The sequence below is a fragment of the Streptomyces sp. CNZ301 genome (assembly GCF_004217425.1).
Window position 1 is genome coordinate 1088195 of record NZ_SHLG01000002.1, and the last position, 18264, is coordinate 1106458.

An 18264-nucleotide genomic window follows, 5' to 3' on the forward strand; every position below is an offset into this window, starting at 1 on the left:
CTCCGCCTCAGTCCTCCGGCAGATACCGGTCCAGCGCCTCCGGGTCCTCGCCCTCTTCCTCCAGCGCCTTCCGCACCACATGCAGCGCCAGGCCTTCGCCGTACCCCCTGCGGGCAAGCATCCCCGCGAGCCGACGTATGCGCTTCTCCCGGTCGAGCCCCCTGGTGGAGCGCAGCTTCCCCTCGACCAGCGCACGTGCCGTCTCCGCCTCACGCTCGGCGTCGAGCTGCCCGACGGCGTTCTCGACGACCTGCGGTTCAACACCCTTGGTGCGCAGTTCACGGGCCAGCGCCCGGCGGGCGAGACCACGGCTGTGGTGCCGGGACTCGACCCACGCGTCGGCGAAGGCCACGTCGTCGATCAGCCCGACCTCCTCGAAGCGGGAGAGCACCTCCTCGGCGGCCTCGTCGGGGATCTCCCGCTTGCGCAGCGCATCGGCGAGCTGCCGTCTCGTCCGCGGCGTACCGGTGAGCAGTCTCAGGCAGATCGCGCGCGCACGCTCCGCCGGATCCTGCTCCGGGCCCCCGTCCTGGGCATGCCCGGACGGAGGGCCGCCGTCGTCCCCCTCCGGGGCTTCGTCGCCGCCTTCCTGAGAAGCGCGCCCGCCGGTCTGCTCACCCGGCCGGCCCCCGCCCTCCTGGCCGGGGAACTCGCCCCCCTCTTCGGCGTCGCCCGGCAGCCCCTCGTCACCGGGGCGGCGACCGCCGGACGCACGCCTGCGTGAGGTGCGTGTCGTACGCGGTGGCCCCGCCCCGGCCCTCGACGAAGTGGAGCCACCGCTGTCTTCCTGGACCGGCCATGGGGTGCGCCGTGTCACGGATCAGCTCTTCGCGGCAGCGGACTTGGGAGCCCTCGCCTTCGGCGCGGGGGCCGTCTTGGCCGCGTCGGCGGCACCGTCCACCGGGGGCGCCGCAGCGCCGGCGGCATCGGCACCGGGCTCGCCGCCCGGCTCCTCCGGCGCCAATCCGATGCCCAGCTTCTCCTTGATCTTCTTCTCGATCTCGTTGGCCAGGTCGGGGTTGTCCCGCAGGAAGTTGCGGGAGTTCTCCTTGCCCTGGCCCAGCTGATCGCCCTCGTACGTGTACCAGGCGCCGGACTTGCGGATGAAGCCGTTCTCCACGCCCATGTCGATCAGCCCGCCCTCACGGCTGATGCCCTGTCCGTAGAGGATGTCGAACTCGGCCTGCTTGAAGGGCGGGGCGACCTTGTTCTTGACGACCTTGACGCGGGTGCGGTTGCCCACCGCGTCCGTGCCGTCCTTGAGCGTCTCGATCCGGCGGATGTCGAGCCGAACGGAGGCGTAGAACTTCAGCGCCCGGCCGCCCGTCGTCGTCTCGGGCGAGCCGAACATCACGCCGACCTTCTCGCGCAGCTGGTTGATGAAGATCGCCGTGGTCTTGGAGTGACTGAGCGCGCCCGTGATCTTCCGCAGCGCCTGGCTCATCAGCCGGGCCTGGAGACCCACGTGCGAGTCGCCCATCTCGCCCTCGATCTCCGCACGCGGAACGAGCGCGGCGACGGAGTCGATGACGATCAGGTCGAGCGCGCCGGAGCGGATGAGCATGTCCGTGATTTCCAGCGCCTGTTCGCCGTTGTCCGGCTGGGAGAGGATCAGCGCGTCCGTGTCCACACCGAGCTTCTTCGCGTACTCGGGATCGAGCGCGTGCTCGGCGTCGACGAACGCGACAGTGCCGCCGCCCTTCTGGGCGTTGGCCACCGCGTGCAACGTCAGGGTCGTCTTGCCGGAGGACTCCGGCCCGTACACCTCCACCACTCGGCCGCGCGGGAGACCCCCGACGCCGAGAGCCACATCGAGGGCGGTGGACCCTGTGGGGATGACCTCGACCGGCTCGTTCGGCCGCTCCCCCATGCGCATCACGGCGCCCTTGCCGAACTGCCGTTCAATCTGCGCGAGGGCGGTTTCGAGCGCCTTCTCGCGGTCGGTTCCTGCCATGGGTGCCACCCGGTTTGCTTGAGTCGATCGCTTCACGTCCAAGACGCTAGCGCCTGCCACTGACAATCGGTCCGGCTGCCTGCCCCCGGCCGGGAAGGCGGGAGCGGGAGAACCCGCCAGGGCCTCCATAAGAATCGATGTTCGATTTTGACGTCAAGGCGCTCCGCAAGTCTGTGGAAAACTCCCGAAATACCCCTTCAAAAGGGCGAGTTCAGCAGACACGGCCGCAACGGGACGGGCCGGTCACCTCTTCTCTGCGGGCACATCCATCACGGCACACACGACTCGCCAGACGTCCTTCGCGTCCCAGCCGGCGTCCAGGGCCTCGCGGACCGTACGGCCGCCGAGTCCCGCCATCACATGGTCACGTGCGAAGGAGTCGGCGTAGGACTCGCCGAAGTGGTCCGCCATCCGCTGCCAGAAGTCCGTCAACCGCATGAGACCAGTATCCAGCCCGTTGCGGGCCAGGCCGTCCGCCCACCGCTCCGCTCACGGTGCCCAGCCCAGGGCCCGCACGGCCGCGGTGACCAGTACCGCCGCCGCGATCACGACCAGGAAGGGCGCCCGGAAAAGCAGCACCACCGCGGCCGCGGCCAGGCCCGCGGCCTTCGCGTCCAGCAGCAGCGCGCCGCCCTCGCTGAAGGTCTGCTGCGCCGTCAGCGCGGCGAGCAGCGCGACCGGAAGCAGCGTCACCAGCCGCTTGACGACCGGGCGTTCCAGCATTCCCTCCGGCACCGACAGCCCCAGCAGCTTCGCCGCGTAACAGCCCAGCGCCGTCGCGCCGATCGCGATCCAGACGCTCATCGCCGCTCCACCCCCGTCCGCCCGCCGTCCCCGGCCGGGGCGCCGGTACCGGTGCCCCGGCCGGCTTCCGGCCCTGCCGCGCCCTCCGGGCCCTGCTCCGGAGCCGCCTCCCGCTCCTGGTCCGGCTTCTCCAGTGCCCGCTCCTGCTCCCGGCCCGGCTCCTCCTCCGGAGCCGCCTCCCGCTCCCGGTTCCGCTCCTGATCCGCACGCCCCCGCAGCAGCAGCACCGCCGGTGCCGCCAGCGCCGCGAGCAGCACCGGCACGCCACCCGGAAGCACGGGCAGCAGCCCGAGTCCGAGAGCGACCGCGAGAGCGGCCGTCGCGCGCGCGGCCGCGGTGCGGAGCATCGGAGCCAGCAGCGCGAGGAAGACCGCGGGCCCCGCCGCGTCCAGGCCCCAGGTCTTGGTGTCGCCCAGTGCGCCGGCACCCAGCGCCCCGAGCAGCGTGGTGAGGTTCCACAGCACGAAGAGCGTCACGCCCGTGACGGTGAAGCCGATCCGCGCTCCCCGCCGCGTGCGCTGCGCGAGGGTCACCGCCGCCGTCTCGTCGACCACCATGTGGGCGGCGAGGGGACGTATCGCACCGGGCAGCCGCAGCAACGTCGCGAGCCGCAGTCCGTAGAAGGCGTTCCGCACGCCCAGGAAGAAGGCTCCGGCGGCGGCGGTGAGCGGGCTCGCCCCCGCCGCGAGCGCACCGACGAGAGCGAACTGCGAGGCGCCGGTGAAGACGAACAGGCTGAGCGCGCACGTCTGCGGCAGGCTGATGCCCGCACCTGCCGCCGTCACCCCGAAGGCGAACCCGGAGAGCCCGACGGCGACGCCCACGCCCAGGGCGTCGCGCACGACGGCCCGGTCGTCGTGCCGTGGGCGGGACGGCCGGTGGCCGGCGGACTGCGAGACGTTCTTCTGTTCGAGCACGGCCCCACGCTAACCACGACGGCCGACGGCGGTCTTGTACGTTCTTGCACGCAAACGTGACCACGCTCGCACCCGCGTCATCACGACCATCACCGGCCGCGGGGCACCGGCCCCGCTTCGCGGCCGGTTCGGCCGGGCTTCAGTCCGGCTGCAGACGCTCACGCTGGTACGCGCCGGGCGGCACACCCACGATGCGCCCGAAGTGGCGGCTGAGATGCGACTGGTCCGTGAACCCCACCGCGGCAGCGGCCTGCGCCGGCGGCACACCCGCGTCGAGCAGCCGGCGTGCCCGGTGGACGCGGGCGTCGGTCAGCCAGGCGTGCGGCGGCATCCCGTACCGCTCGCGGTACGCGCGCAGCAGCGAGAAGGTGCCGGTGTCCAGCTCGCCCGCGAGAGCCTCCAGGGTGGGAGGGTCCGCCATCCGCTCCTCCAGGACGGCGCGGGCCCGCTCGGCCGTGCGGGACCCCGCCGTGGCGACCGGACGGGACGGGAGCGGGCCTCCGTACCGCCGCAGCAGCCGGACGATGACGATCCGCATCAGGCTGTCCGCGGCGAGCGCCTGCCCGGCCTCGGCGGCACGGTGCACACGAGCGACGAGCGCGGCGCCCTCGGGATCGTCGGCGACCGTGGTGAGGAAGCCGGGCGTCCCGCGGAGCGACGTCGTCTCGGCGGCCGTGCGGGCGACCAGCGCGGGTGCGGGGTAGAGCACGTCGTAGCTCCAGCCCTCCGGGCTTCCCGCGTGCGCCGAGTGCGGAACGCCGGGGTTGATCAGCGCGAGCCGGCCCGGCACGGCGCGGTGCTCGGCACCGCCCAGCACGAACGCCTCCACACCCTCGGCGACGGCCCCGATCACATAGGCGTCGTGGGTGTGCCTGGCGAAGGTCTTGCGCAGGTAGCGGGCCCGCAGAAGGTCGACCTCCGGCAGCTGCGGATGCCGCCAGTGCCGCGCGCTCTCACCCGTCCCCATGGGCCCATTCTGCGCCGCGGTGCGGCGTTGTCAGCGGCGAGGTGCACGATGGGGACCATGGGTCAGACGCCGCCGGGCCCCTCGCCGGCCTCGGCACTCGATGTCTTCTCTCCCGCGACCAGGGCCTGGTTCACGGGGGCCTTCACCGCGCCCACGTCCGCCCAGGCAGGGGCCTGGCGCGCGCTGGCCGAGGAGTCGGACGCGCTGGTCGTGGCGCCCACCGGCTCGGGGAAGACCCTGGCCGCGTTCCTCGCCTCGCTCGACAGGCTGGCCTCCACTCCGCCGCCCGCGGACCCGCTCAAGCGCTGCCGCGTGCTGTACGTCTCACCCCTGAAGGCACTCGCGGTCGACGTGGAGCGCAATCTGCGCAGTCCGCTGACGGGCATCCGCCAGGAGTCGCTGCGTCTCGGTCGGCCCGAGCCGGACATCAGGGTCGGCATCCGCTCCGGTGACACGCCCGCCGCCGAGCGGCGCTCGCTGGCCCGCCGCCCGCCCGACATCATGATCACGACGCCCGAGTCGCTCTTCCTGATGCTCACCTCCGCGGCCCGGGACGCCCTCTCCGGCGTCGAGACGGTGATCCTGGACGAGGTGCACGCGGTGGCGGGCACCAAGCGCGGTGCTCATCTTGCCCTGTCCCTGGAGCGGTTGGACGAGCTGCTGGAGCGCCCCGCACGGCGCATCGGGCTGTCCGCGACGGTCCGTCCCGTGGACGAGGTGGCGCGTTTCCTCTCGCCGCAGCGCAAGGCGACCGTCGTGCAGCCGCCGTCCGGCAAGGAGTTCGACCTCTCGGTGGTGGTGCCGGTCGAGGACATGGGCGAACTGGGCAGCTCCCCCGCGCAGGACAACGCCGCCGCCGCGGGCGGCGGCGGCCCCGGGGGTGGCGGCAAGCCCTCGATCTGGCCCTCGGTCGAGGAGCGCATCGCCGATCTCGTGCAGGCGCACCGCTCGACGATCGTCTTCGCCAACTCCCGCCGTCTCGCGGAGCGTCTGTGCAACCGGCTCAACGAGATCGCGTACGAGCGCGCCACAGGCGAGCCCATGCCCGAGCACCATTCGCCCGCGGAGCTGATGGCCGAGGCGGGATCGGCTAAGGGCGCCCCTCCCCTGCTGGCCCGTGCGCACCACGGCTCCGTCTCCAAGGACCAGCGTGCCCAGGTCGAGGAGGAGCTGAAATCGGGCCGGCTGCCCGCCGTGGTCGCCACCTCCAGCTTGGAGCTGGGCATCGACATGGGCGCCGTCGACCTGGTCGTCCAGGTGGAGTCGCCGCCGTCGGTCGCGTCGGGGCTGCAGCGTGTGGGCCGCGCGGGCCACCAGGTCGGTGCCGTCTCGGCCGGTGTGGTCTTCCCCAAGTACCGGGGTGATCTGGTGCAGTCGGCCGTGGTCACGGAGCGGATGCGCGAAGGCGCCATCGAGGCGTTGCGCATCCCGGCCAACCCGCTGGACGTGCTGGCGCAGCAGGTGGTCGCGATGGTCTCCGTCGACACGTGGGACGTGGAGGAGCTGCTGCTGCTCGTGCGCCGCGCGGCACCGTTCGCCTCGCTTCCCGATTCGGCGTACCACGCAGTGCTGGACATGCTCGCGGGGCGCTATCCCTCCGACGCCTTCGCCGAGCTGCGGCCACGGCTCGTGTGGGACCGGGTGGCGCAGACCGTCAGCGGCAGACCCGGTGCCCAGCGCCTCGCCGTCACCTCCGGAGGCACCATCCCCGACCGGGGTCTCTTCGGCGTCTTCCTCGCGGGTGCCGACCCGAAGAAGGGCGGCGGCCGGGTCGGCGAGCTGGACGAGGAGATGGTCTACGAGTCCCGCGTGGGCGACGTCTTCACGCTGGGCACGACCTCCTGGCGGATCGAGGACATCACCCGCGACCGCGTCCTCGTCACACCGGCTCCGGGTGTGCCGGGGCGGCTGCCCTTCTGGAAGGGCGATCAGCTGGGCCGTCCGCTGGAGTTGGGTCGCGCTCTGGGGGCGTTCCTGCGCGAGGTCGGCTCGCTCGGCGCGGAGGCCGCCCGTGAGCGGCTGTCCGCGGCCGGGCTCGACGAACTGGCCGTCGGCAATCTGCTCACCTACCTCGAGGAGCAGCGCAGCGCGTGCGGCCACGTCCCCGACGACCGGACGATCGTGGTCGAGCGCTTCCGCGACGAGCTGGGCGACTGGCGGATCGTCGTGCACTCCCCCTTCGGCGCGCAGGTGCACGCGCCGTGGGCGCTCGCCCTCGGTGCCCGTCTCACCGAGCGGTACGGCATGGACGCCCAGGTCATGCACGCCGACGACGGCCTCGTCCTGCGCCTCCCCGACGCCGATCTGATGGGTCTGGATCTGCTGGAGGAGGCCGCGGCCGGGCAGCCGTCCGGGGGCGGGGCGGCCTTCGACGACGGGCAGGCCCCGGTCGGTGTGTCCGACGTCCTCTTCGACGCGGGCGACGTGGAGCAGATCGTCACGGACCAGGTCGGCGGCTCCGCTCTCTTCGCCGCCCGCTTCCGCGAGTGCGCCGCCCGTGCGCTCCTGCTGCCGCGCCGCAACCCCGGCAAGCGCACCCCGTTGTGGCAGCAGCGGCAGCGGGCCGCCCAACTCCTCCAGGTGGCCTCGGAGTTCGGTTCGTTCCCGATCGTGCTGGAAGCGGTGCGGGAATGCCTCCAGGACGTGTTCGACGTGCCGGGTCTGTCGGAGCTGATGGGCGACATCGAGGCGCGCAGGGTCCGCGTGGTCGAGGTGACCACCACTGACCCGTCGCCCTTCGCCCGGTCCCTGCTGTTCGGCTACGTCGCGCAGTACCTCTACGAGGGCGATTCCCCCCTGGCGGAGCGCCGCGCGGCTGCCCTGTCGCTGGACTCGCGGCTGCTGGCGGAGCTGCTCGGCCAGGCGGAGCTGCGTGAACTGCTCGACGCGGAGGTGCTGGCGGAGCTGGAGCGCGAGCTGCAGTGGCTCAGTGAGGACCGGCGCGTCAAGGATGCCGAGGGTGTGGCCGACGTCCTCCGGCTGCTGGGCCCGCTGACGCCGGAGGCACTGCGGGAGCGCGGAGCGGACCAGGGGTGGGCCGAGGAGCTGGAAGCCGCCCGCCGGGCGATCCGCGTCCGTGTCGCCGGGGAGGAGCGCTTCGCCGCCGTGGAGGACGCGGGCCGGCTGCGCGACGCGCTGGGGGTGGCGCTCCCGGTGGGCGTCCCGGAGGCGTTCACCGAGCCGGTGCCGGACCCCCTCGGCGACCTGCTCGCCCGTTACGCCCGTACGCACGGCCCCTTCGTCTCAGCCGACGCGGCGGCGCACTTCGGGCTGGGCACCGCCGTCGCGGAGGGCGCGCTCCAGAGGCTGGCGGCGGGCGGGCGCCTTGTGCAGGGCGAGTTCCACCCCGCCGGGGTGGGCCAGGAGTGGTGCGACCCGGGCGTGCTGCGCCGGCTGCGCCGCCGGTCGCTGGCCGCGCTGCGCCAGGAGCTGGAGCCGGTGCCGGCTTCCGCGCTCGCGGCGTTCCTTCCGCAGTGGCAGCACGTCTCTGCTCCGGGCGGCGGCAGCGTACGCGGCATCGACGGACTGATGCGTACCGTCGAGCAGTTGCAGGGCGCGCCGGTGCCCGCCTCGGCTCTGGAGAGGCTGGTGCTGCCGGGCCGCGTGCGCGACTACGGCCCCGGCATGCTCGACGAACTCACCACTTCCGGCGAGGTCCTCTGGGCCGGTGCGGGTTCGCTGCCCGGCAAGGACGGCTGGCTCTCGCTGTATCCGGCCGACACGGCGGGGCTGCTCCTTCCACCGCCGCTGCCGCTGGAGCTGACGCCGCTTCACCAGGCCGTACTGGACGCCCTCGCTCCCGGGTACGGCCTGTTCTTCCGTCAGATCGCCGACCAGGTGCGCGCGGCGTCCGGCCCGGAGGCGACGGACCCTCAACTCGCGGACGCCCTGTGGGATCTGGCGTGGTCCGGCCGGGTGTCCAACGACACGCTGGCTCCGCTCCGGGCGCTCCTGGGCTCGGGGCGTACGGCGGGCTCGACGGCTCACCGCGCCAAGCGTGCCGTCCCGCGCGGGCGTTACGGCTCCCTCACCGCCGCCGCCACCCGCAGCGGCACGAACCGGCCGACGGCCTCCCGCAACGGCCCGCCGACGGTCGCGGGCCGCTGGTCGCTGCTGCCGCCCGCCGAGACGGACGCGACGCACCGGGCGCATGCCCTGGCTCGCACGCTCCTGGACCGGCACGGCATCGTCACCCGGGGTGCGGTGTCGGCGGAGGGCGTGGAGGGCGGCTTCTCCGCCGCCTACAGGGTGCTGGCCGCGTTCGAGGAGAGCGGCCAGGCGCGGCGCGGCTATGTCGTGGAGGGCCTCGGAGCGGCCCAGTTCGCGATGGACGGTGCAATCGACAGACTGCGCGCAGTGCACACGGCCCGCGAGCGCGACCAGCATTTCCGCGCCGTCGTCCTGGCCGCCGCCGACCCGGCGAACGCCTACGGGGCGGCCCTCCCCTGGCCCGACCCTCCGGAGGGTGCCACGCACAAGCCCGGCCGCAAGGCGGGGGCGGTGGTCGTCCTCGTCGACGGTGAACTGACCATCTACATGGAGCGGGGCGGTAAGACGCTGCTCGTGTGGCCGGGCACGTCAGAGCCGGGCCACACCCCTGGCGACGACCTCATGGCCGCCGGCGGGGTGCCGGCCCCCGGCACCGCGGCCGAGGCCCTGGCGCGTGCGGCGCTGGACGGCGCTCTCGGCACGGTCACCGTGGAGCGCGTGAACGGGATTCCCGCGCTCTCCTCGCCCTTCGGCAGCCTCCTGGAGAGCGCGGGCTTCCACGCCACTCCGCGCGGGCTCCGCCTGCGGGCCCGGTGACAGAAAAACGGCCGGATTCAACCGGCCGCGCGGCACGGGGAGTCGGCGTTCCACCGGCCGCGTCCCGCTCCGGCCGCTGCCGCCCGTTGCGAGGATGAGCCCATGCCCGAAGGAGACACCGTCTGGTACACCGCCCGCCGGCTGGACGAGGCGCTGGCCGGGCAGGCCCTCACGCGGACCGATTTCCGGGTCCCCCGGTTCGCGACGGCGGATCTCAGCGGACGGCGGGCCCTCGAAGCGGCGCCACGCGGCAAGCACATCCTCATCCGCGTCGAGGGCGGCGTGACCATCCACTCGCATCTCGGGATGGAGGGCTCATGGCGCGTCAGCACCCCGCAGCGTCCCGCGCGCGGTGGCAGCGGTCCCGCTCATCAGATCCGTGCTGTCCTGGCGACGGCCACCGCCACGGCGACCGGCTACCGTCTCCCCGTCCTCGAACTGCTGCGCACCGACGAGGAGTCGGGGGCTATCGGACATCTGGGGCCGGATCTCCTCGGCCCGGACTGGGACGCGCAGGAGGCCCTGCGCCGCCTTCTGACGGAGCCGGGCCGCCCCCTCGTCGAAGCGCTGCTGGACCAGCGCAACCTCGCCGGTATCGGCAACGTCTACGCGGCCGAACTGTGCTTCCTCGCGGGCAGTTCGCCCTGGGCTCCCCTCGGTGAGCTTCCGCCGCCGCGCCTCGGGAAACTTCTCGCCGCGGCGCACAATCTCCTCGACGCCAACAAGGAGCGATTCGACCGCCGTACGACGCACGCCCCCGCCCGTTCGGACCGCGACCGGGCGCTGTGGGTGTACGGGCGCGTCGGCCGCCCCTGCCACCGCTGCGGCACCACCGTGCGCACGGGATCGCACGGACCGGCGGACCGCCCCCGCACCGCCTTCTACTGCCCCCGCTGCCAGCCGGGTCCGCACCCCGACGAGCCCGGAACGCCACCTTCCGGACCGGTCTCCCGCTGACCCTTCGCGTGCATGTTCCCCGCAGTCAGCCCTTGTCCGGCTCGCGCGACCAGCGAACTCGTGTGTCCCGCTCCGCTGTTCGCCGCATCACTTCGTGCCGGTAGGTCTGTGCGGGCCGCCGTACCGCCCTGCTCGGGGCCTGCTGACGGGGAGTTGAGAACGTCACATGGACGGGTATCAGGCCCAGCCCCCAGCCGAGCACCGCTGCCATCGCGGCTGCCGGAGGGGCACCCGGGGCTATGAGCCGCCACACCAGCCACACACCCGCCGCGACGGCCACGGCCATCAGGGCCCGGCGCACGGGCAGCCGCCGTATGCACCCCGTCATCTCCGCACCTCCCGGACACGCCGGTTGCTGGTCACGCTCGGTCCATCGTCGCGCACTCCGTGCGACCGCGCGACAGCAGAGCGGCATCAGTGCGTTCTGCCGCGCATCACGGTCCCGCAGGCCGGCCCGCACCGGCTCCGACGGCCCCACGACGCCGAGAGGCCCCGCCGGCGAACCGGCGGGGCCTCTCGGTGAACTCCCGTGTCATCCCTGCGGGACTCGCGTCAGGCCGCGACGACGTCGACGGCCTCCGCGGGCGCCTTGATCGTCACACGCTCCTCCGGAACTCCTGTGACGGAAGTCACGGAGATCGGGTTGAGCACGGTACGCCGCATCGGGGCGGGCACGGTCTCGCTCGCAGCGGATTCGGCCAGCTCCGCGAGTGCCAGCTCGTCGCTGACTTCCCGCATGAGCTCGGACATCCGAACGTCCAGCGCGTCGCAGATCGAGGACAGCAGCTCGGAGGAAGCTTCCTTCTGACCGCGCTCTACCTCGGAGAGATACCCGAGCGAAACCCGGGCAGATGAAGAGACTTCGCGCAGGGTACGGCCCTGGCGCTGGCGCTGCCGACGCAGCACGTCACCCAGCAGGCGACGGAGCAGAATCATCGGTGCTCCTCCCTCTCAACGCGCGGCGTCTTCCACAGCTTGATACCCACCACCCCATCGGGCGTGAATCCTTCAGGCTCCACCGTACCGCCTCGGGCTGGGCCCGTGCGGGGAGCGATGTCGTGTTCACTCAGGGCTGCAAACAACCATTCCCCCCGTCATGTTCCTTATCCTTCCTCCGCGCATTCCCGGCCAGTTCGTCGTGCAACAGCGCCACGGCGCCCGTCACGCTCCCCCTGCGGATCTCCGCGCGGTCCCCGTCGAGATCCAGTTCCCGGCACACCGTCCCGCCGTCCGGGCCGGCCACGGCCGTGAAGACCGTGCCGACGGACTTGCCGTCCTGCGGGTCCGGGCCGGCCACCCCCGTCGTCGACAGCCCCCAGGAAGCGCCCAGTGCCGCTTTCACGCCCTCGGCCATCGCCCGTGCCACGTCCTCGTCGACGGCGCCCCGCTCGGCGAGCAGCTTTCCGTCGACGCCGAGCAGATCCCTCTTCAGGTCGGTCGCGTACGCCGTCACCGAGCCGCGGAACGCCCGCGAGGACCCCGGTGCCGCAGTGAACTCGGCGGCCACCATCCCTCCCGTCAGCGACTCGGCGACGGCCACGGACTCCCCGCGTTCCACCAGAAGCTCCAGCACATGCGCGGCCCGGTCGAGGAAGTCCTCTTCACGTTCCTCCGGCGCAGGGACGTCCGTCATCCGCGCTCCTGCCCGGCCCGGCCCGCCCCTCGTGCCTCCCGCTCCCGGGCACGCCCTGCCCTGCGGAGCACGATCGCCTGCCGGACGTAGTCCAGCCCGGTCACGACCGTCAGCAGGACGGCGACCGCCATGGCCCACCAGCGCAAGGTGGCGAGCGGTCCCGTCAGCGCCAGCACGTACATGCCCACGGCGACGCCCTGTGCCAGTGTCTTGAGCTTGCCGCCCCTGCTGGCGGGGATCACGCCGTGCCGGATGACCCAGAAGCGCAGCGCCGTGATGCCCAGCTCCCGGAAGAGGATCACGGCGGTCACCCACCAGGGAAGGTCGCCCAGGACCGAAAGGCAGGCCAGAGCGGCCCCCATGATCGCCTTGTCTGCGATGGGGTCGGCGATCTTGCCGAAGTCGGTGACGAGGTCGTAGCGGCGGGCCAGTTCCCCGTCGAAGAGGTCCGTGATCATGGCGACCGTGAAGGCGGCCCAGGCGAACGAGCGCCAGACGGGATCGTGCCCGCCCTGCCACAGCATCAGCGTCACGAACGCGGGGACGAGCAGCAGCCGCACCATCGTGAGGATGTTGGCGATGTTCCACAGGCTCACCCTGCGGACCGCGTCCGCGGTGGCAGGGGGCAGGGGCTCGCGCTGGGGCTTGTGCTGGGGTTTGGCCATAGCACCACCGCTCGCCGCGGAGGCCGGGACTCCTGTCATCCGCCGGCCTCCTTGCTGCCTCCGCCGCCCTCGTCGCGTCCCTCGGCACTGCCGTGCAGAGGCTCCGCGACGAGGTCCACGCCTTCTGTGGCGACCACTTTCGCCTCGACCATACGTCCGATCGCCGAGCCTCGTAGCGGCGCGGGACCTCCGCTCAGCAGCACCTGTCCGTCCGTCTCCGGCGCCTGGTGCGCGGCGCGGCCGACGAGCACGGGCCCGTCGGCCTCGTGGGCCTCGCCGCCGGAGGCGACCGCGCCTTCGTCGTCGGTCTCGACCGCCTCGACGAGTACGCGCACCGTCTCCCCGAGACGCTCCTCGGCACGCTGCGCCGTCAGCTCCTCCGCCAGCCGCGAGAGGCGCTCGAGGCGTTCCGCGACGACCTCGGGGGCGTTCTTGTCCCCGTAGCCCGCGGCCTCCGTCCCGTCCTCGTCGGAGTACCCGAAGACGCCGACGGCATCCAGACGGGCCTCGGTCAGGAAACGCTCCAGCTCGGCGACGTCGGACTCGCTCTCGCCCGGGAATCCCACGATGAAGTTCGAACGGACTCCCGCCTGCGGCGACTTGGATCTGATCGTCTCCAGCAGCCCGAGGAAGCGGTCAGTGTCGCCGAAGCGCCTCATCGCCCGCAGCACGCCCGGGGCGGAGTGCTGGAAGGACAGGTCGAAGTACGGGGCGACCTTGTCCGTCTGCGTCAGTACGTCGATCAGGTCGGGGCGCATCTCGGCCGGCTGCAGGTAGCTGACCCTGACGCGTTCGATGCCCTCGACGGCGGCCAGCTCGGGCAGCAGCGTCTCGAGGAGACGGATGTCGCCCAGGTCCTTGCCGTAGGAGGTGTTGTTCTCGGAGACGAGCATGACCTCGCGCACGCCCTGTGCGGCCAGCCAGCGCGTCTCGTCCAGTACGTCCGAGGGCCGACGGGAGATGAAGGAGCCGCGGAAGGAGGGGATCGCGCAGAACGAGCACCGCCGGTCGCAGCCCGACGCCAGTTTCACGGACGCGACGGGGCTGCCGTCCAGCCGCCGCCGCAGGGGCGCACGGGGCCCGGAGGCCGGAGCGACCCCAGCCGGGAGGTCCTCGGGCCCTTCGGGCGCCCGGGACCCGTGGCCGGGCAGCGCGACGCCATCGGCGCCCTGCCGCTCGGCGGGGCTGATGGGCAGCAGCTTGCGGCGGTCCCTCGGGGTGTGCGGGGCGTGCACGCCTCCGCCGAGGATGGTCTGCAACCGGTCGGAGATGTCGGCGTAGTCGTCGAAGCCGAGCACACCGTCGGCCTCGGGCAGCGCTTCCGCGAGATCCTTGCCGTACCGTTCCGCCATGCAGCCCACGGCCACGACGGCCTTGGTGCGGCCCCCGCCGTCCGAACCCGCTGCGGACTTCAGGTCGTTGGCCTCGAGGAGCGCGTCGACGGAGTCCTTCTTGGCGGCCTCGACGAAACCGCAGGTGTTGACCACCGCGACGTCGGCGTCGGCGGCCTCTTCGACGAGGTCCCAGCCGTCCGCCGCCAAGCGGCCTGCGAGCTCTTCGGAGTCGACTTCGTTGCGTGCGCATCCAAGCGTGACAAGGGCGACGGTGCGGCGTTCGGGCATGGACTCAGCGTACTTCGTCGCGTTCCGTCCACCGGCCGCAGGTGATGCTGCGGCTGGTGGGCGGGACGCGCTCCGGCCGGGTCCTTGCGCGGTCGCACTGCGGTGCCCTGGTCAGGGCGGCGCATCGGGTCGGCGTTGCCGCCGGGTCAGCCCGCCTCGGGGTCGCCCCTGGTGTAGCTGACTCGCTGCACCTGGCCGTCCTCGCCGACGTCCTTGACCTCCTTGCCGTTGACGTAGAGCTTCACGCCGCCGGCGTTGCCGAGTACGAGGCTGAGGCGCTCGTCGTCGGTGAAGACCTTGCTCTTGCTCTTCTTCAGCACGCCTTCGTGCATCAGCCGTCCGTTGTGGTCCCGCGCCGAGATCCACACGTCCTGCTCCGCCGTCATCTGCACCGTGACCTTGTCGGCGGGTGCAGCGGCGATCGCGCTGTCGGAGGCCTCGGGGCCCTCGGAGGGCTTCTGATCCTCGGGGGCCGAGCTCTGCGGGGGCTTTGACGGGGTGTAAGTCTCCGAGGGCTCCGCGGAGCGTGACTCCTTCGCTTTCGACGGCTCCTGCTCGCCACCGCCTCCGACGAGGGTGAAGCCGACGAAACCGACGACCGCGACGATCGCGGCGACCATGGCGGCGGTCCAGTTCGGCCTGCGCCGCTCCGGCCTGATGCGTTCGGCCTCGAAGAGCGCGGCGGGCGGCGTCGGCTGAGGACGTCCGCCGTGATCCTCGTCGTACTGCGAGACGAGCTCTTCGGGATCCAGTCCGACTTCGCGCGCCAGGGTCCGGATGTGACCGCGGGCGTAGACGTCGCCGCCGCAGCGGGAGAAGTCATCCTCCTCGATCGCCTGCACGATGGGGACGCGCACTCTCGTAGACGTACTGACTTCGTCCACTGTCAGCCGTGCTTCGTTACGTGCTTGCTTGAGGGCTTGACCGACCGATGGACGGTCCTCTTCCGCTTCGTTGCCGATGGACACGGGGGCGCCTTTCGAGCGTGTAGCCACCTGCTGGACGTTCAGTCTAGGGGCGGGGCAAAAGAGCGGGGCAAGCGGGCGGACGAACTTTGTACGCCATCAGGATTGTCGTACCGCCTGACTTCGGACACTTCCGCACACTCCCATCTCCAACTTGACGTATACGCCAGGGAAACGGTTGCCTCACTCGTCCTTATGGGTGAGGTTCCCCGCGGATCACGGCGAGCACACCATCAAGTTCGTCGGGCTTGATCAGCACATCACGCGCCTTGGAGCCCTCGCTGGGCCCGACCACGCCACGGGACTCCATCAGATCCATCAGCCGCCCGGCCTTGGCGAAGCCGACGCGCAGCTTCCGCTGCAGCATCGACGTCGAACCGAACTGGGTGGAGACGACAAGCTCCGCCGCCTGGCAGAGCAGGTCCAGGTCGTCGCCGATCTCCTCGTCGATCTCCTTCTTCTTGCTCTGCCCGACGACGACGTCGTCCCGGAAGTCCGGGGACATCTGCTCCTTGCAGTGCGCGACGACCGCCTGGACCTCTTCCTCGCCGACGAAGGCCCCCTGCATCCGCACCGGCTTGTTCGCGCCCATGGGCAGGAACAAGCCGTCGCCCTTGCCGATCAGCTTCTCCGCACCGGCCTGGTCGAGGATGACGCGGCTGTCGGCGAGGGAAGACGTGGAAAAGCCCAGCCGTGAGGGCACGTTGGCCTTGATCAGACCGGTCACGACGTCCACGGACGGACGCTGCGTCGCCAGAACCAGGTGGATGCCCGCCGCACGCGCGAGCTGCGTGATGCGCACGATCGCATCCTCGACGTCGCGCGGGGCCACCATCATCAGGTCGGCCAACTCGTCGACGATGACCAGGAGATACGGGTACGGCGCCAGCTCCCGCTCGCTGCCCTCCGGCGCCGTCGCCTTACCGCTGCGCACGGCCGCGTTGAAGTCGTCGATGTGCCGGTACCCGTACGCCGCCAGGTCGTCGTAGCGCAGATCCATCTCACGCACGACCCACTGCAGCGCCTCGGCGGCCTTCTTGGGGTTGGTGATGATGGGCGTGATGAGGTGCGGAATGCCCTCGTAGACGGTCAGTTCGACCCGCTTGGGGTCGACGAGGACCATCCGCACGTCCTCCGGAGTGGCACGGGCCAGCACAGAGGTGATCAGGCAGTTGATGCAGGAGGACTTGCCGGAACCGGTCGCGCCCGCGATCAGTATGTGTGGCATGCGGGCGAGATTGGCCGAGACATAACCCCCTTCGACGTCCTTGCCGAGGCCCACGAGCAGAGGGTGTTCCTCGCCCGACGCCTCGGCGGAGCGCAGCACGTCACCGAGGTTCACCATCTCCCGGTCGCTGTTGGGGATTTCGATGCCGACCGCCGACTTGCCCGGGATGGGGCTGATGATGCGCACGTCCGGACTCGCCACGGCGTAGGCGATGTTCTTCGTCAGGGCCGTGATCTTCTCGACCTTCACCGCCGGGCCGAGTTCGATCACGTACCTGGTCACGGTCGGGCCACGTGTGAAGCCGGTGACGGCGGCGTCGACCTTGAACTCGCCGAAGACGTTCGTCAGCGACTCGACCACACGGTCGTTGGCGGCACTGCGTGTACGGCCGGGCCCGCCCCGCTCCAGGAGGTCGAGGGAGGGCAACGAGTAGGTGATGTCCCCGGAGAGCTGAAGCTGCTCGGCGCGCGGCGGCAGCGACTCCGGCTCCTTCCGGGCGGGCGACTTCGTCAGGTCGGGCACCGGGGTGTCCTCGCGCCGGCCGGCGCCCGTCTCACCGCGCTCGCGCCGCGCGGCCGGCACGTCCTCGGACGCGGTCTCCTCTCCGGCTGCCCCGCGCCGCTCACCGGAGGAGACGCCGTTGCTCAGGTCGGCGACGAGCGGGGAGGGCTGCACGCCGTGCAGCAGCGCCCCGTCGAGCGAGGCCGCGGCGCCGGCTGAGACGTCGAACGATTCGTCAGACCGGCCGGCACCCGCCGCCGCACCGCCGCGGCGGCCACGGCCCTTACGTGAGGAGCGGCGCGCGTCGAGCGCTTCCTTCTCCGCGTGCGCGGGGTCCAGGTACTCCTTGCGCATGTTGTGCGCACGCCCCCGCGCCGGGCGCTCCTCGTCCGTCTCCTCGTCCTCGAACTCGCCCGGTGCGGCAGGCGCGTCCGCGAGGCCCAGCCGCACGGCGAGCGCACGCAGCCGCCGCGGAATCGCGTTGACGGGCGTGGCGGTGACGACCAGCAGACCGAAGACGGCGACGAGCACGAGCAGCGGCACGGCCAGCGCCCCGCCGACCGTCTCGATCAGCGGCCGCGACGAGGCCCAGCCGATGAGGCCCCCCGAGTCCTGGATGGCGCTCTCCCCCGCGCCGCGACCGGGCGCACCGCAGGCGATGTGCACGAGCCCGAGCCCGCCCACGACGAGCGCCGAAAGTCCCACGACGATACGGCCGTTGGCCTCCGGCTTCTCGGGGTGGCGGATCAGGCGCACGGCGACGACGCCGAGGAGCACCGGCACGAGCAGATCGAGCCGCCCGAAGGCTCCCGTGACGAGCATCTTGATGAGCTCGCCGACGGTGCCGTCGAGGTTGGACCAGGTGCCCGCGGCGACGACCAGGGCGAGGCCGAACAGCAGCAGGGCCACGCCGTCCTTGCGGTGGGCCGGGTCGAGGCCCTTGGTGCTGCGCCCTATGCCGCGCAGAAGCGCGCCCAGCGTGTGGGCAAGACCGAGCCAGACGGCCCGCACCAGGCGGTAGATGCCACCGGTGGGCGACGGAGCCGGCTTGGGTGCCGGCTTGCCCTTCGCCTTGGCGGGAGGCCTGCGGGGCGCTGCCTTCTTGGCGGTGGCCTTCTTCGCCGGCGCCTTCTTCGCGGCAGCCTTCTTCGCGGGTGCTTTCTTGGCTGCCTTTCCGGAGCCTGACGTACGAGAGGCCATGACGGTGAGGTTACCGTCGTCGGGCCTCCGGAGCACGAACGACTG

15 protein-coding genes are annotated in these 18264 nt (G+C 72.0%); 2 read left to right on the plus strand and 13 right to left on the minus strand.

The window, feature by feature from the left end; genetic code table 11:
* Nucleotides 1-7: 7 nt before the first annotated feature.
* The 6 genes from recX to EV375_RS28890 form a co-directional block, all read right to left on the minus strand.
* Nucleotides 8-817: a recombination regulator RecX gene (gene recX / locus EV375_RS28865; protein WP_130302829.1), complete on the minus strand. Its 810-nt coding sequence runs from the start codon at nt 815-817 to the stop codon at nt 8-10.
* A gap of 3 nt (nt 818-820) precedes the next feature.
* Nucleotides 821-1954 (minus strand): recombinase RecA, encoded by a 1134-nt coding sequence (gene recA / locus EV375_RS28870; protein ID WP_130302830.1) that lies wholly within the window; start codon nt 1952-1954, stop codon nt 821-823.
* A gap of 243 nt (nt 1955-2197) precedes the next feature.
* Complete coding sequence (locus tag EV375_RS28875; RefSeq protein ID WP_055487867.1) at nt 2198-2392, minus strand: DUF3046 domain-containing protein; 195 nt, start codon at nt 2390-2392, stop codon at nt 2198-2200.
* A 51-nt stretch (nt 2393-2443) separates the two neighbouring features.
* Nucleotides 2444-2758 (minus strand): AzlD domain-containing protein, encoded by a 315-nt coding sequence (locus EV375_RS28880; protein WP_130302831.1) that lies wholly within the window; start codon nt 2756-2758, stop codon nt 2444-2446.
* On the minus strand, nt 2755-3600 hold the full coding sequence (locus EV375_RS28885) for an AzlC family ABC transporter permease (protein WP_130302960.1): 846 nt from the start codon (nt 3598-3600) through the stop codon (nt 2755-2757). The genes EV375_RS28880 and EV375_RS28885 overlap by 4 nt, the downstream gene beginning before the upstream one ends.
* 214 nt (nt 3601-3814) lie before the next feature.
* Nucleotides 3815-4642, minus strand: coding sequence for an AraC family transcriptional regulator (locus EV375_RS28890; RefSeq protein ID WP_130302832.1), 828 nt, complete (start codon nt 4640-4642; stop codon nt 3815-3817).
* Nucleotides 4643-4690: 48 nt separating this feature from the next.
* Between EV375_RS28890 and EV375_RS28895 the strand changes: the two genes are divergently transcribed.
* Both EV375_RS28895 and EV375_RS28900 read left to right on the plus strand, forming a co-directional pair.
* Complete coding sequence (locus EV375_RS28895; RefSeq protein WP_130302833.1) at nt 4691-9448, plus strand: Lhr family ATP-dependent helicase; 4758 nt, start codon at nt 4691-4693, stop codon at nt 9446-9448.
* A gap of 102 nt (nt 9449-9550) precedes the next feature.
* Nucleotides 9551-10405, plus strand: coding sequence for a DNA-formamidopyrimidine glycosylase family protein (locus EV375_RS28900; RefSeq protein ID WP_130302834.1), 855 nt, complete (start codon nt 9551-9553; stop codon nt 10403-10405).
* A gap of 25 nt (nt 10406-10430) precedes the next feature.
* Here EV375_RS28900 and EV375_RS28905 read toward each other — a convergent pair whose 3' ends face one another.
* The 7 genes from EV375_RS28905 to EV375_RS28935 all read right to left on the minus strand — a co-directional run bounded on the left by EV375_RS28905 (nt 10431) and on the right by EV375_RS28935 (nt 18219).
* The gene (locus EV375_RS28905) at nt 10431-10733 is read right to left on the minus strand and encodes a hypothetical protein (RefSeq protein ID WP_130302835.1); all 303 of its coding nucleotides are present in this window, start codon (nt 10731-10733) and stop codon (nt 10431-10433) included.
* 224 nt (nt 10734-10957) lie between these two features.
* The gene (locus EV375_RS28910) at nt 10958-11341 is read right to left on the minus strand and encodes a helix-turn-helix domain-containing protein (RefSeq protein ID WP_028437492.1); all 384 of its coding nucleotides are present in this window, start codon (nt 11339-11341) and stop codon (nt 10958-10960) included.
* A 130-nt stretch (nt 11342-11471) separates the two neighbouring features.
* Nucleotides 11472-12038 (minus strand): CinA family protein, encoded by a 567-nt coding sequence (locus tag EV375_RS28915; RefSeq protein ID WP_130302836.1) that lies wholly within the window; start codon nt 12036-12038, stop codon nt 11472-11474.
* Nucleotides 12035-12742 carry a CDP-diacylglycerol--glycerol-3-phosphate 3-phosphatidyltransferase gene (pgsA, locus tag EV375_RS28920; RefSeq protein WP_130302837.1) on the minus strand — a complete coding sequence of 236 codons (708 nt, stop codon included), beginning with the start codon at nt 12740-12742 and terminating at the stop codon, nt 12035-12037. The genes EV375_RS28915 and pgsA overlap by 4 nt, the downstream gene beginning before the upstream one ends.
* Nucleotides 12739-14325, minus strand: coding sequence for a 30S ribosomal protein S12 methylthiotransferase RimO (gene rimO / locus EV375_RS28925; RefSeq protein ID WP_130302838.1), 1587 nt, complete (start codon nt 14323-14325; stop codon nt 12739-12741). The genes pgsA and rimO overlap by 4 nt, the downstream gene beginning before the upstream one ends.
* Before the next feature lie 146 nt (nt 14326-14471).
* Entirely contained in the window at nt 14472-15293 is an 822-nt protein-coding gene (locus tag EV375_RS28930) for a helix-turn-helix domain-containing protein (RefSeq protein ID WP_130302839.1), read from the minus strand.
* Nucleotides 15294-15483: 190 nt separating this feature from the next.
* A complete protein-coding gene (locus tag EV375_RS28935) occupies nt 15484-18219 on the minus strand; it encodes a DNA translocase FtsK (RefSeq protein ID WP_130302840.1) in 2736 nt (911 codons plus the stop codon).
* Nucleotides 18220-18264: the final 45 nt, after the last annotated feature.

Coding starts and splice junctions, on each gene's coding strand:
- EV375_RS28905 (WP_130302835.1), bottom strand. CDS start 10,733: ATGACGGGGTGCATACGGCGGCTGCCCGTGCGCCGGGCCCTGATGGCC.
- recA (WP_130302830.1), bottom strand. CDS start 1,954: ATGGCAGGAACCGACCGCGAGAAGGCGCTCGAAACCGCCCTCGCGCAG.
- rimO (WP_130302838.1), bottom strand. CDS start 14,325: ATGCCCGAACGCCGCACCGTCGCCCTTGTCACGCTTGGATGCGCACGC.
- EV375_RS28875 (WP_055487867.1), bottom strand. CDS start 2,392: ATGCGGTTGACGGACTTCTGGCAGCGGATGGCGGACCACTTCGGCGAG.
- EV375_RS28915 (WP_130302836.1), bottom strand. CDS start 12,038: ATGACGGACGTCCCTGCGCCGGAGGAACGTGAAGAGGACTTCCTCGAC.
- EV375_RS28890 (WP_130302832.1), bottom strand. CDS start 4,642: ATGGGGACGGGTGAGAGCGCGCGGCACTGGCGGCATCCGCAGCTGCCG.
- EV375_RS28880 (WP_130302831.1), bottom strand. CDS start 2,758: ATGAGCGTCTGGATCGCGATCGGCGCGACGGCGCTGGGCTGTTACGCG.
- pgsA (WP_130302837.1), bottom strand. CDS start 12,742: ATGACAGGAGTCCCGGCCTCCGCGGCGAGCGGTGGTGCTATGGCCAAA.
- EV375_RS28895 (WP_130302833.1), top strand. CDS start 4,691: ATGGGGACCATGGGTCAGACGCCGCCGGGCCCCTCGCCGGCCTCGGCA.
- EV375_RS28900 (WP_130302834.1), top strand. CDS start 9,551: ATGCCCGAAGGAGACACCGTCTGGTACACCGCCCGCCGGCTGGACGAG.
- EV375_RS28910 (WP_028437492.1), bottom strand. CDS start 11,341: ATGATTCTGCTCCGTCGCCTGCTGGGTGACGTGCTGCGTCGGCAGCGC.
- EV375_RS28935 (WP_130302840.1), bottom strand. CDS start 18,219: ATGGCCTCTCGTACGTCAGGCTCCGGAAAGGCAGCCAAGAAAGCACCC.